Here is a 13,966-nt window from a genome sequence, read left to right on the forward strand (position 1 = left end):
GACAGGGCTGCCGTGACCGCCGCCGACGGAGGCCCGCTGCTGGACGACGACGGGGTCCCGCGCGGCCAGCCGGTGCTGGACGCGCTGGTCCGGCTGCTGGACCTGGAGCGCCTGGAGGAGGACCTGTTCCGCGGCGTCTCCCCGCCGATGTCGCCGGTCCGCGTCTTCGGCGGGCAGGTGGCCGCCCAGGCGCTGGTGGCCACCGGTCGCACCGTCCCGCCGGACCGCCGGGTGCACTCGCTGCACGCGTACTTCATCCGGCCGGGCGATCCGTCGGTGCCGATCGTCTACCAGGTCGACCGGACCCGGGACGGCCGCAGCTTCACGACCCGCCGGGTGGTGGCGATCCAGCACGGCAAGCCGATCTTCACCATGTCCAGCTCGTTCCAGGTCGACGAGCCGGGTGTCGACCATGCCGTCGACCTGCCGGCGGTGCCGGAGCCGGAGACCCTGCCGACCATGTCCGAGCGGCTGGCCGCGGCCGACCCCAAGCCGCCGTTCTTCGCCCGGGTGCCGCGCCCGTTCGACATCCGCTACGTGGAGGCGCCGCACTGGACCGGCCGCGCGCAGCCGCGCCCCGGTGTCCGGGTCCGGGTCTGGTTCCGGCCGGACGGCGCGCTGCCCGACGACGACCTGCTGCACGTCTGCGTGCTGGCCTACCTGTCCGACCTGACGCTGCTGGACTCGGTGCTGGCCAGCCATGGCGTGGCCGTGGGCGAGGACGTCACGCAGCTGGCCTCGCTGGACCACGCCATGTGGTTCCACCGACCCATCCGGCTCGACGACTGGGTGCTCTACGACACCGACTCGCCGAGCGCGTCGGGCGGGCGCGGCCTGGCCACCGGCCGGTTCTTCGCCCGGTCCGGCGCGCTGCTCGCCACGGTGGTGCAGGAGGGGTTGATCCGGGTCCGCTGAGGCCGCCGTCGCGGGTCGTGCGGTGTGTACGGATCGCGGTCGGGGCGGTGCCCGGCGTGCTGCTGTGGTGCCCCCGGTCAGACTCGAACTGACACTGGACGGATTTTGAGACCGCTTCCTCTGCCGATTGGGATACGGGGGCCGAGCGGACCCGTGCCGGTGCCCGGCGTCCGCAGCACGATCCTAGACGGGACCGGGCCGCAGCCCGGCACTGTGAGCCGCACTGCATCACGGCCCCCGGGACGGTCGTCGTCACGCAGGGGAAACCTGCGCTGGATACGCTGCTCGGGCTACGCGGGGCCGACCGACGGCCCGCGCATTCCGACCGGGAGGGTGACCGATGACGGCACCGCGCCGTGTCCTCATCGCCGAGGACGAGGCCCTGATCAGGCTCGATCTCGCCGAGATGCTGACCGAGGAAGGTTTCGAGGTGGTCGGCCAGGCCGCCGACGGGGCCGAGGCGGTCACGATGGCCGGCGAGCTGAAGCCGGACGTCGTCATCATGGACGTCAAGATGCCGAACAAGGACGGCATCGACGCAGCCGCGGAGATCGTCACCGACCAGATCGCCCCGGTCGTCATGCTGACCGCGTTCTCCCAGCGCGACCTGATCGAGCGGGCCCGGGACGCCGGCGCGATGGCGTACCTGGTCAAGCCGTTCAACCAGGCGGACCTCCTGCCGGCGATCGAGCTGGCGGTGGCCCGCTACACCGAGATGGTGGCGTTGCGCGAAGAGGTCGCCGACATCACGCAGCGGCTGGAGACCCGCAAGCTCATCGACCGGGCCAAGGGCCTGCTGATGACGGCACAGAAGATGACCGAGCCCGAGGCGTTCCGCTGGATCCAGCGCACCGCCATGGACCGGCGGACCTCGATGCAGGTCGTCGCCCAGGCCGTGCTCGACGGTCTCGGAGCCAAGTCCTCCTGATCCCTCTCGGTGGCGGTCGGGTGACGGTCAGGCGCTGACCGGTGGCCGGCCACCGCCGTGCGGTGATCGGCGCCGGTGAGGTCCGGTACCGACCGGCCGCGGGTGACCGTCCCGGTCGCGCGGTCGGGAGCGGTACGGGCGACACCCGGTCGCCGTGGTCGCCACCGGCGGCTGATCCGGCCGGCGACGCGCCCGGTGCTGCGTCGCCGCACCGGCGTCGTCGCCGTCGATCGAGCCGGCACGCCCGCCGCCGGGCACCGCCGCGCCGATCCCGTCGACCTGGCCGATGCAGCCGGCGGCCCGCCCCGCTCGTCGCACCGTGGTTCCCCGGTCCGGCGCACGGACCGCGAGGCCCCGGCCGGCGGTGTCCCGGGCCGGAAGTCCCGGCGAACCGTGACCGTCTGTCACGGGTGCGGCTCGGCCGATGGGCCGAACGGGCGCACGGACTCAACTTGGTCACGATTGCCGACCTCGGGCGGTCGGTCCCTCCTGCTGCCGGATCCGTGGCGTTAGCCTCCCTGTCTGCGTAACTTTGTCGGATCACCCGAGCAGGGTCTGTGACCCCGATGACACGAACGGCAGGACAGGCACGTCCCACCGGACATACCGGCGGGTAACCCCCTCGAAACAACCGTGGGTCAAGCTTCCGCCGACGATCACGCCGGTGGCTCCCGGTGTCCCCGCCCCGCGACCGCGGTGCGGCCGGCCAGAGGAGCCGGGGAGCGACCAACGGGCGGCGGTCCGGACGGAATGCCGTTGCCACGGTGCGTCCGACGTGCCCAGCACCACCCGGTGGCCGCGTCCCGCGTCCGCCGGCACCTGACTAGGAGGAGCATTGCGAATTCGTCCGATCACCCGCGTGGTGGCCGTCGGTGCGGCGGCGGCCCTGACGCTGACCGGCTGTGCCAGCGGCAACTCCGGGAGCGGTACCTCGTCGAGCAGCAGCAGCAGCAGCTCGTCCTCGTCCGCCGGCGGCGGCGCCACCAGTGGTGGCGGTGGTGGCGGCGGCGGGGCCGGCAAGACCGTGATCATCTCCACCGACCTGCCGCTGCAGGGGTCCAGCGCCTCGCAGTCCGACTCCACGAACAAGCTGATCCAGCTGTACCTGGAGCAGGTCGGCAACAAGGCCGGCAACTACTCGATCCAGTTCAAGGCCTACGACGACTCGACCGCCGCCAAGGGCGCCTGGGACGACGCCGCGTGCGCCAAGAACGCCACCGACCACGTCGCCAACAAGGACGAGGTGGCCGTGATGGGCACCTTCAACTCGGGCTGCGCCAAGATCGAGGTGCCGGTGCTCAACCGCGACACCACCGGCCCGATGCTGATGGTCTCGCACGCCAACACCAACCCCGGCCTGACCAAGACCTGGGACACCGGCGAGCCGCAGAAGTACTACCCGACGGGCAAGCGCAACTACGCCCGCGTGGTGACCACGGACGACTACCAGGGCAACGCCGCTGCGGCGTTCGCCGCGTCGGACCTCAAGGTCAAGAAGTGCTTCGTGCTCAACGACAACCAGACGTACGGCCTGGGTGTCGCGAAGTCCTTCGCGGACGCGGCGCAGAAGCAGGGCATCCAGATCGCCGGGCAGCAGTCGTGGGACGCCAAGCAGCCGAACTACACGGCGCTGTTCCAGTCGATCAAGGCGACCGGCGCGGACTGCGTCTACCTGGGCGGGATCTACGACAACAACGGCGGCCAGCTGATCAAGGACAAGGTCGCCGTCCTGGGTGACAACAAGACGGTCAAGATGCTCGGCCCCGACGGTTTCACCGGGTACGAGGACCTGCTCAAGCTGCCGCAGTCGGAGGGTCTGTACCTGACCTTCGCGGGTCTGACCACCGAGCAGCTGGTCAAGGCCGGCGGCGTGCCGGCCAAGCTGATCGACGCCTACACCAAGAAGTACGGCCAGGCGCCGACGGGCAGCTACCCGCTCTACGGCGTGGCCGGCGTCCAGGTGATCCTGGCGGCCATCGCCAAGTCGGACGGCACCCGCAAGGGCGTCACCGACGCGGTGTTCTCCGGCGAGGGCATCGACATCCCGCAGTCCGAGTCGGTGACCGGCAAGGAGATCAAGATCGACCCGAAGTCGGGCGACACCACGGCCAAGGACGTCACGGTGGAGCTCGTCACCGGCGGCAAGGAGACCTTCCTCAAGGCCCAGGCCGTCAGCTGACCGCACGCGTCGGGCCCGGCGAGTACCTCGCCGGGCCCGACGCGTTCCCCGGTCACCGGACCCGCGGCCAGTACCGTGCCGCGGGTCCTCCCCCTGTCAGCCGGCCTTGCGCCGGGCGCGCGGAGAAAGAGGTCCGGACGCGATGACCGCTCTTGCCATCGGCGGTACCAACAGGAAGGCCAAGATCCGGCTCGGGCCGATCGTGGAACGGGTCCTCGGCATCCTGATCCTGCTGTTCGCCGTCTACTGGATCGTCATCAACGCGATCGACGGCCCCGACCAGTTCGTCGGCTCCGTGCTCGTCGGCCTGCAGAACGGCGCCCTGTACGCCCTGGTGGCGCTGGGGTACACGATGGTCTACGGGATCATCGAGCTGATCAACTTCGCGCACGGCGACCTGTTCATGCTGGCCAGCATCGTCGCCGCCAACCTGATGGTGAACGTGCTCGGCGTCGGTGACCTGACCACGGCGACGATCCTGCCGCTGATCGTCGCGCTGGTGGTGTGCATGGCTTTCGGGGCGTTCGTCAACGTCTCCGCCGAGTTCCTGGCCTATCGCCGGCTGCGCACGGCGCCCAAGCTGGCCCCGCTGATGACGGCGGTCGGCCTGTCGTTCGTGTTCCGCGGCATCGCCCAGCAGGACTACATCAACGGGTCGACGCAGAAGAACTGGCCGGTCAACTGGGGCGGCCCGATCATCGAGGGCGTCTACGTCTACAAGCTGCTGCTGGTGCTGGTGGTGACCATCCCGCTGCTGCTGGCGATGACGTACATCGTCGCCCGCACCCGGCGTGGTAAGGCCATGCGCGCGGTCGCCCAGGACCAGGACGGTGCCCGGCTGATGGGCATCAACGTGAACGGCACCATCTCGTTCACCTTCGCGCTGGGCGGCGCCCTCGCCGGCGCGGCGGGCGTCCTGTACTTCCTGGTGCAGACCCAGACCTACTACGACACCGGGACCCAGCTGGGCCTGATCGCGTTCACCGCGGCCGTGCTCGGCGGGATCGGCAACCTGACCGGTGCCGTCGTCGGCGGCGTGGCGATCGGGCTGGTGCAGGCACTGAACGAGGGCGGCGCGCACGGCCTGGGTTCCAACTGGTCGCAGTCGCTGGTCTTCATCATCTTGATCGTGCTGATGGTCTTCAAGCCGGAGGGCATCTTCGGGCGCCGCACCACGGAGAAGGTGTGACATGACGACAACCCTGCAGCGGCCCCCGGCCACCGGACGCGGACCCCGCCGGTCCGGACCGGGCGCGGTCGCCCGTTTCCGCTGGCCCGCCGGCTACGTCGTGGTCATCGTGCTGCTCTTCCTGCTGTACCAGTCGATCCTGCCGACGCTGGTCACCCCGGTGGCCAACGGCATCGCCAGCTGGCTGCCGGTCGCCACCATCAACGAGTGCCTGATGTGGGCGATCATGGCCCTCGGCCTGAACGTCGTGGTCGGCTACGCCGGCCTGCTCGACCTGGGCTACGTCGCCTTCTGGGCGCTCGGCGGCTACACCGCCGGCTGGCTGATGGCCGCGCCGTTCAACTGGACCTGGAACGTGCACCTGGCGACCGCGGTGCCGGGCGACTACCCGGGGACGCACATCAACTTCTGGTTCGTGATCATCATCGCCGGGGTGCTCTGCGCCATCCTCGGCATCATCATCGGCGCGCCGACCCTGCGGCTGCGCGGTGACTACCTGGCACTGGTGACCCTCGGCTTCGGCGAGGTGATCACCCAGTTCTTCCGCAACAGCAACAACATCGCCGGCCTCAACGTGGCCGGCGGCGACGGCGGCATCTCCAGCATCGACGGCATCGGTACCGGCCCGTTCCACGTCGTGGACAAGAGCGTCCCGCAGGCGCTGTCGATCGACTCGACCAGCAACACCTACAAGATCCTGGTGCTCGGGCTGCTGGTCGGGGTCTGCATCTTCGTCTCGCTGCGGATCCGCGAGGGCCGGCTCGGCCGGGCCTGGCTGGCGATCCGCGAGGACGAGCTGGCCGCCAGCATGATGGGCGTGCCCCTGGTGCGCGCCAAGCTGTCCGCCTACGCGGTCGGCGCGTTCTTCGGCGGCATCGGCGGTGTCGCCAACGCCTCCGGCATCACCGGCGCGGTGTCGCCGTCCGGCTTCGACTTCGGCAAGTCGGTGCTGGTGCTGCTGATGGTCGTGCTCGGCGGCATGGGCAACGTCTGGGGCGTCACCATCGGCGCGTTCCTGCTGGCCTGGCTGAACGGCAACGGCCTCAAGCAGATCGGCGTGCAGCTGGACTCCTGGTTCGGCTGGGGTGCCGAAACCTGGTTGCCGCGCTACAACTTCGTCATCCTCGGCCTGCTGCTGGTGCTGATGATGCTGTTCCGCCGCGAGGGCCTGATACCCGAGAAACGCACCAAGGCACTCCTGCGCACGCCCAACCGCACCGAGATGGAGTCGGTGGGCGCCGACATCACCGAGGCCGAGGCCGAAAGCGAGGCGGCGGAGGCCAATTCCGGCGACGACGCGGCGATCGCCTCGGCGGCGCGGGACGTCAGCCCCGTGCTGGGGCAGGCGCCGTCCGCGCGCGACGACGGAGCGGACGGTCCCGACGGGGTGGTTCGGGCGGACGGTGCCGGGACGTCGGACGGCACCGGTGCGGACCCGGCGGCCCGGCGGCGTGACGAGACCGGGGACGTGTCGCGATGACGCAGGCACCGCCGCGGCCGGAGACGGCTGGCACGCCCGACCCGGTCGACGTCAACGCGCTCTACGCCGACCACATCACCATCCGCTTCGGCGGTCTGGTGGCGGTCAACGACGTCTCGTTCGCCATCCCGCCGCGGTCCGTGGTCAGCCTCATCGGGCCCAACGGCGCCGGCAAGACGACCTTCTTCAACGTGCTGACCGGGCTGTACGAGCCCACCGAGGGAGCGGTGTTCCTCGAGGGCAGGGACATCACCGTCGTCCCGCCGCACCGCCGCGCGGCGATGGGGCTGGCTCGCACGTTCCAGAACATCCGGCTGTTCAACCTGATGACGGCCGAGGAGAACGTCATGGTGGCCATGCACAGCCACCTGCGGTCCGGGATCATGAGCACGGTGCTGCGGTTGCCGGGCCAGCGGCGCGAGGAGCGGGAGGCGCGCGACGCCGCCCGCGAGCTGCTGGAGTTCGTCGGTATCGGCAAGGCCGAGGGCGAACTGGCCCGCAACCTGTCCTACGGCGACCAGCGGCGGCTCGAGGTAGCGCGGGCGCTGGCGCTCCGGCCCAAGATCCTGCTGCTGGACGAGCCCACCGCAGGCATGAACCCGCAGGAGTCCGAGCTGTTCAACCAGTTCGTGTACCGGGTGCGCGACGAGAAGGACCTGTCCGTCCTGCTCATCGAGCACGACATGAGTGTGATCATGAAGGTCTCCGAGCGGATCACCGTGCTGGACCGCGGCAACCTCATCGCGGAGGGCACGCCGGACGACATCCGGAACAACCAGCAGGTCATCGAGGCCTACCTCGGCAAGACCGGTACCCGCGAGGGCAGGAGGCGCGCGTGAGCCACCCCATCGGCACCTCGGCGGACGGGCCGAGCGGCACTGCAGGACCCGGCGTCCCGGCGGGCGACAGCGGCACGGCGACCCTGACCGCGCCGCAGCCGGCGGGCGAGCGGGGTGCCGGGCGGGAGGTGATCCTGGAGCTCAAGGACCTGAACGTGAGCTACGGGAACATCGCCGCCGTCAAGGATCTCAACCTCACCGTGTACGAGGGCGAGATCGTCACCCTGATCGGGTCCAACGGCGCGGGGAAGTCCACGACGCTGCGCACCATCTCGGGCCTGCTGAAGCCGCGCAGCGGCGACGTGGTCTTCAAGGGCCGCAGGATCAACGGCATCCCCGGCCACGACGTCGTCAAGCTGGGAATCTGCCAGTCCCCGGAGGGTCGCAAGATCTTCCAGCGGATGACGGTGTCGGAGAACCTGGACCTCGGCGCGTTCGTGCGCAAGGACGCCGACGGCATCGCCCGGGACCGGGAGCGGGTGCTCGAGCTGTTCCCGCGACTGCGCGAGCGCATCGACCAGAAGGCCGGGACGATGTCCGGCGGTGAGCAGCAGATGCTCGCGGTGGCCAGGGCGCTGCTGGGCAACCCGAGCCTGCTGCTGCTCGACGAGCCGTCGATGGGTCTGGCGCCCGTGCTGGTGGACCTGATCTTCGAGACCATCGAGACGATCCGGTCGCAGGGCACGACGGTGCTGCTGGTCGAGCAGAACGCGCTCGCGGCGCTCGAGATCGCGGACTACGCTTACGTCCTCGAGTCCGGACACCTCAACATGCAGGGTCCGGCGGCGCAGATGCTGGCCGACGATTCGGTGGCAGCCGCCTACCTGGGCGGCTGACCGCGGGACCCGGTCGGCCTCCGTCGGCGACCGGGTCGGCTGATCAGGCTGATCCGATCTGTCCGGCCCGGCCCTGCGGGTGCTGTGGAGTCCGCCCGTCCGTCGCGCCGTGCCGGCCGCGGCCCAGCGTCACGACCCGGTCCGCCACCGCCGCGACCGCGGCGTCATGGGTGGCGACCAGCACGCCGCGACCGCGCCGGGCCTCCGCGGCGATGACCGCGGTGACCAGTGCGGCCGATGCCTCGTCCTGCTGCGACGTCGGCTCGTCCAGCACGACCAGGGGCGTGCCGGCCACCAGCGCGCGGGCGAGCGCGGTCCGCTGCCGCTCGCCACCCGAGCACGACCGCACCGGTTGGTCGAGCAGGCGGGTCAGCCGCAGCTGCTCGGCCCACTGCGCCGCGTCCGCGACGGGGGCCGCGGTCCCGTCCGACCCGCCGCGGTGGCCGGCCGGTCGGCGTCGCCGGGCGCCGGCCTGATCGTCGGGCCGGGATCCCGGGGGCGGAGCGGCGGCGTCCGACCGGGCGGCGCGGTGCACGTCGGCGGCGAGGACGACGTTCTCCCGGACGGTGAGCGACTCGGTCAGCACGGTCTGCTGCAGCACGACGGCCGCGCACCGTCCGCGCAACCGTGCCCGGTCCGCCCGGGACAGCGATGCGACCGGCGTCCCGCACAGCTGGACGTGGCCGGCCGCCGGGTCGGTCAACGCCGCGGCCAGGGCCAGCACTGTCGACTTGCCGGACCCCGACGGACCCCGCAGCACGACCACCTCGCCGCCGTGGACGGCGAGGTCGAGATCCTCGAACAGCACCCGCCCGCCGAACCGGGCGGTGACCCGGTGCAGCGCGAGCAGCGGCGGCCCGACCGCGCCGCCGGGCAGCACCGCGACGACCGGGTCGTTCCCGGACAGCCCGGCCGCGCCGACGCCGGCCGGCACCGCTGCGGGCCTGAGTCGCGGTGGGACGATCACGCCGGCCGGCCCCGGTGCGGCTGATCCGGGCGGCGGGACCGTCTCGCCGGCCGGCGCCGGTGCGGCTACGCCGGGCCGGGCGGCGCCGGCGGGCGGATCGGTCGGACGATCACCGGCGTCGTCCGGACGTGGAGCTGCCGGCGCCGGTCGCAGCACGATCTCCCCGCCCGGTCCGGCGCTCGCGAACACCGTGCTCGTCGCCGTGAGCGGACCGAGCAGCGAGGCCGGCAGGCGCAGCCAGCCGCGGGGATCCACCACCTGCTGTTCCGCCGCCGCGCCGGGTGGTCCTCCCGGCCACCACTGCTCGGCCACCCGGCCGTCCCGGATCCGGACGGCCCGGTCGGCCACGCCCTGTGCCCGCCGGTCGTGGCTGACCAGCACCAGGCACGACCCCGGTGTCCGGCCGGCCTGCGACAACTGCTCGTAGACCCGGTCGGCGGCGTCCTCGTCGAGCTCGCCGGTCGGCTCGTCGGCCAGCACGACCGTCGGCCGGTGGGCCACCGCAGCACAGATCGCCACCCGTTGCGCCTCGCCCCCGGACAGCGTGCCGACCGGGCGCCGGGCCAGGTCGGCCAGGCCAAACCGGTCGAGGGTCTCCAGGGCCGCCGCCCGGCCGGCGTCCGGACCGGCTCCCAGCAACCGGAGCTGCAGGGCCACGTTGTCGACGACCGGCCACTCCGGCAGCAGGCTGCGGCGCGCGTGCTGGTCGATGATGCCGATGTGCCGCGCCCGCCAGCGCCGGCGGTCCGCCGCCGACATCCCCGTCAGCTCTTCGCCGGCGACGTGCACGGAGCCCGCCGTGACGGCCTGCTCGCCGGTGACCACCCGCAGCAGCGTGGACTTGCCCGAGCCGTTCGGACCCTGCAGCAGCAGCCGCTCGCCGGCGCGGATCCGCAGTGTCACGCCGCGCAGCGCCATGACCGGCCCGGCCGGCGCGTCGAAGGCCACGAAGACGTCGTCGACCAGCGCGACCGGGACGTCCGCCGCCACGTCGAGCGCCGCCGGCCCGGTCCGCGCCGCGGTCACCGCAGGTCCATCTCGGGGACGAGTGGCCGCGGCCCCCGCAGGCCGGCCGCCGCTGTCACCGTCGCGACGCCGACGCCGCCGGCCACCGCGACGACGACCAGGACGGCGGCCCATACGCCACCCAGCGCCACCTGGACCGGCGGCTGCACGTCCACCCCGGCGCTGCCGAGGCCGATCAGCCGGACGGCGACGCCGGTGAGCAGCAACCCGACGGCCGCGCCGAACGGGATCCCGACCGCGAGCACGAGACAGGCGCGGAGCAGCAGCGTCCGCCGGACGCGGGCCGGGGGCAGCCCGTCCAGTTCCAGGGACAGCCCGTCCGCGGCGCCGTCACCGTCCTCGATGCGCACCGCCAGCGCGATCGCGACCAGGGCGAGCAGCAGCGCGACGATCCCGGCGAGCGTGAGCAGGGTGCCGGAGCGAGCGGCGACCGGGTCGGTGGCGACGGCGGTGCGGACGTCGGCCCGGTAGACCACCGTCGCGGTCGACGCGGGCGGCGCCGCGAGCAGCTGGCGGACCGCGGGCAGCGCCCCGTCGGGGACGCCGAGCCAGACCTGTGTGACGGCGGCCGTCCCCGGCTCGGACCGGTCCAGCAACGCCGCCACGGCGGCCCGGTCCGCGACCAGGTACCGCCCGCCCATGGTCGGCATCCGCGGGAGCGTGGCCACCACCCGCCCGCGGACGGTCGTCGCCCCGACGTCGACGGGGACGATGCCGTCCACCGCGGATCCGGCGGTCTGCGGGTCGGTGGCGACCGGCAGCTCGGGAAGCCGGGCGAGCGGGACGAAGCCGGGCGTGAGCACGACCCGGACGTCGTCGATCCGGTAGTCCGCCGCGAGCCGGTCCGCACGGGCGTCGACGGTCGCCGCGTCCGACCCCCACCCGGCCCAGGACCACGGGACCGGTGTGCCGTCCGCGGTCACCGCGCCCAGGGTCAGCCGACCGGCGGCCAGCGGCTGGTCGGTGTTGCCCTCGCCGACCGCGTGCTGGCGGTGCACGAGGTGCGTGGCCGACTCGGCCAGCTCGACGGCGACCACCCGCAGCGGGACGTCCGTGGCGACCGGTGCCCGCAGCGCGTCGGTGCCGGCCTGCAGCAGCGGGACCTGCCGCTCGTCGCCGTCCGGACCGGCCACCCACAGCGAGACGTCGGCGTCCGCGGTGGCGCCGGCGGCGGCGATCCGCAGCACCCGGGTCCCGGCCGGGACGACGGGGCGGGCGACCGCCGCGGCGCCGGTGTCCGCGGACCCGAGCTCGCCGGCGAGCTGCACGGCCGGGACGGTGGCGCCCGTGGTGGCCGTCCAGCGGTGCATGGCCAGCACGGTGTCCGGGTCGAGGCCGACCAGCGGGAGGCCGGCCGCCCGGACCGTGCCGGGAAACGCCGTCACGGCGCTCGCGACGACCGGCCGCACCGTCACGCCGGGGACGGCGGCCAGCGCGGCGGTGTCGAGCGCCTCGAGCGGGGTGGCGACGTCGCGACTGGCCGACACGGCGACGTCCAGCGGCACCTGGTAGGCGGCCTGGTCGTCCGCGGAGTCCTGCAGTGTCGCCCGGTACGACCCGGCGAACAGCGTCGCGCACATGGCTGCGGCCACGAAGGCGGCGGTGACCGCGCTCGTCAACGGCCGCGTGCGGCCTCCGGTGACGGCCACCCGCCAGGTCACCGACCTCCGGCCGGCGGCGCCGAGCCCGGCGAGCACCAGCGGCCAGACCCGTGCGGCGACCAGACCGGCGGCGATCGCCACCAGCGTGGTGACGCTCGTCGTCAGGGGATCCGCGGTGCCGCCGCCGGGGGAGAGCACGGCCAGCCACGCCAACCCGACGGCGGCCACCAGCAGGCAGTCGAGCACGACCCGGGTGCCGCGTGCGGCGCCGGCCGGCCAGCGCACCACCGCCACCCCGAGCAGCACCGCGACCGCGCAGATCCAGCCGAGGGTCGGCAGGGCCGACGTGAGCGCCTCGCCGGCGACCGTCCACCGGCCGTGCGGCAGCCCGCCCGACTGGCCGGCAACCACGACCGCGCCGACGCCGGCGCCGGCCAGCAGCCCGGCGGCGACCGCCACGACCAGCTGGACCAGCGGCGGGACCAGCAGCGCCGCCCGCGGGACGCCGCGGCGCACCAGGAGGGTGGCGACCAGTTGCTGGCGGCGTCGCATGCCGACGGCGGCAAGGACGCAGAAGCCCAGTTGCAGCGCCGCTGCCGCCGCGCCGAGCACGGTGAATCGCTCGGCGGACGCCGCGGCCCGCGCGGCCGCGCCGGCGACCTGGTCGGCGGGCCACCGGATGGTCAGCCCGTTGCCGTTGAGCAGGTTCAGCCGGTCGGCGAGGGCGTCCAGCCCGGCCGCGAACGGCGCGGCGCCGACGGCCGCGACGCCTTCGCCGGTCAGCCGGCCGATCCAGGCGGTGGTGCGGCCGAACAGCTCGAGCGTCGCCAGCCGGTCGAGTGCGGTCGTGGAGGTACCGAGCAGCAGCGGCTGCGTGCCGTCGACCAGGCCGGCGCCGACCGCGGTGGCGTCGACGAGCTCGGCCGTGCCCGTCACCACCAGCCCGAGCTGGCCGGCGGCCGGTCTCAACAGCGCGACGGACGTCGGCGACCCGCCCGCGCCGCCCGTCGCGGTCAGCAGCACCTCACAGCGCTGCGGCGTGCACGAGGCCGGCATCCGGCCGCCGGTCAGGTGCACGATCCCCGCCGCGTCGTCGGCGGCCGCCAGGGTGAAGGAGCTGCCGGCCACCGACAGCGGCCGGTACACCAGGTAGCGGCGGAGGTCCGGGACGCCGAGCGCGGCGGTGCCGGCCCGCAGGCGGGTGTCCAGCTCCGCGGATCTGTCCGGTGGCAGCCGGGCACTGGTGGTGGTGAGCACGGCGCGTTCCGCGGCCGGGAGCCGGTCGACGGCCTGGGCCACCGCCGCGGCCTCGGCAGACACTCGCATGCCGCCGGCGACGACCGGGACCACCACCGCCACGGCGACACCGAGCGCCAGCAGCAGTGCGCGGCCGGGGCGGTGGCGCAGGCCGGCCAGCGCCAGCGCCGCGACCACCCGCATGGCCGTCCTCCCGTCCGGAACGGCTCCGCCCGCCGGCGGCCGCGCCGGCCCCGGGGCGGAGTGCGGTCATCGTAAGTGGCGGCACCGACATCCGGCCGGTCCCGCGGCGGTGCCGCTGGGGAACGGGCGGGCACGGTCCTGCGGTCGAGGCCGTCGGCCGGTCGGGCCGTCCGGCGGGCTCCGCGGCGGCGCTGGTGTGGGGTCCGGGGCACGGTCCTGCGGTCGAGGCCGTCGGCGGGTCGGGCCGTCCGGCGGGCTCCGCGGCGGCGCTGGTGTGGGGTCCGGGGCACGGTCTTGCGGTCGAGGCCGTCGGCGGGTCGGGCCGTCCGGCGGGCTCCGCGGCGGCGCTGGTGTGGGGTCCGGGGCACGGTCTTGCGGTCGAGGCCGTCGGCCGGTCGGGCCGTCCGGCGGGCTCCGCGGCGGCGCGGGTGTGGCGTCCGGGGCACGGTCCCGCGGTCGAGGCCGTCGGCCGGTCGGGCCGTCCGGCGGGCTCCGCGGCGGCGCGGGTGTGGGGTCCGGGGCACGGTCCCGCGGTCGAGGCCGTCGGCAGGTCGGCACTGTCGGAC

At 73.7% G+C, this 13,966-nt stretch carries 9 protein-coding genes and 1 tRNA gene; 7 read left to right on the plus strand and 3 right to left on the minus strand.

Annotated elements, in window-relative coordinates; translation table 11 throughout:
- The first annotated feature begins 12 nt into the window (after positions 1 to 12).
- Positions 13 to 915 (plus strand): acyl-CoA thioesterase, encoded by a 903-nt coding sequence (locus tag IEY37_RS04045; protein WP_188940269.1) that lies wholly within the window; start codon positions 13 to 15, stop codon positions 913 to 915.
- A 65-nt stretch (positions 916 to 980) separates the two neighbouring features.
- Here IEY37_RS04045 and IEY37_RS04050 read toward each other — a convergent pair.
- Positions 981 to 1,057, minus strand: a tRNA-Leu gene (locus IEY37_RS04050).
- Between the two features lie 198 nt (positions 1,058 to 1,255).
- On the opposite strand from IEY37_RS04050, the gene IEY37_RS04055 reads away from it, so the two are divergent.
- The 6 genes from IEY37_RS04055 to IEY37_RS04080 all read left to right on the plus strand — a co-directional run bounded on the left by IEY37_RS04055 (position 1,256) and on the right by IEY37_RS04080 (position 8,366).
- Entirely contained in the window at positions 1,256 to 1,843 is a 588-nt protein-coding gene (locus tag IEY37_RS04055; protein WP_188940270.1) for an ANTAR domain-containing response regulator, read from the plus strand.
- An 859-nt stretch (positions 1,844 to 2,702) separates the two neighbouring features.
- On the plus strand, positions 2,703 to 4,022 hold the full coding sequence (locus IEY37_RS04060; RefSeq protein ID WP_229673800.1) for a branched-chain amino acid ABC transporter substrate-binding protein: 1,320 nt from the start codon (positions 2,703 to 2,705) through the stop codon (positions 4,020 to 4,022).
- Between the two features lie 142 nt (positions 4,023 to 4,164).
- Complete coding sequence (locus IEY37_RS04065) at positions 4,165 to 5,211, plus strand: branched-chain amino acid ABC transporter permease (RefSeq protein ID WP_188940271.1); 1,047 nt, start codon at positions 4,165 to 4,167, stop codon at positions 5,209 to 5,211.
- Position 5,212: 1 nt separating this feature from the next.
- Positions 5,213 to 6,691 (plus strand): branched-chain amino acid ABC transporter permease, encoded by a 1,479-nt coding sequence (locus IEY37_RS04070; RefSeq protein WP_229673802.1) that lies wholly within the window; start codon positions 5,213 to 5,215, stop codon positions 6,689 to 6,691.
- A complete protein-coding gene (locus IEY37_RS04075; protein WP_188940272.1) occupies positions 6,688 to 7,530 on the plus strand; it encodes an ABC transporter ATP-binding protein in 843 nt (280 codons plus the stop codon). Before IEY37_RS04070 ends, IEY37_RS04075 begins: the two co-directional genes overlap by 4 nt.
- Before the next feature lie 131 nt (positions 7,531 to 7,661).
- Entirely contained in the window at positions 7,662 to 8,366 is a 705-nt protein-coding gene (locus IEY37_RS04080; protein ID WP_188940789.1) for an ABC transporter ATP-binding protein, read from the plus strand.
- 43 nt (positions 8,367 to 8,409) lie between these two features.
- Here the strand turns inward: IEY37_RS04080 and IEY37_RS04085 are convergent, their stop codons facing one another.
- Entirely contained in the window at positions 8,410 to 10,359 is a 1,950-nt protein-coding gene (locus IEY37_RS04085; RefSeq protein WP_188940273.1) for an ATP-binding cassette domain-containing protein, read from the minus strand.
- Positions 10,356 to 13,400, minus strand: coding sequence for a thioesterase domain-containing protein (locus IEY37_RS04090; protein WP_188940274.1), 3,045 nt, complete (start codon positions 13,398 to 13,400; stop codon positions 10,356 to 10,358). The genes IEY37_RS04085 and IEY37_RS04090 overlap by 4 nt, the downstream gene beginning before the upstream one ends.
- Positions 13,401 to 13,966: the final 566 nt, after the last annotated feature.

Origin of the sequence: Nakamurella endophytica (assembly GCF_014646215.1) — a bacterium.
Classification (GTDB): Bacteria; Actinomycetota; Actinomycetes; order Mycobacteriales; family Nakamurellaceae; genus Nakamurella; species Nakamurella endophytica.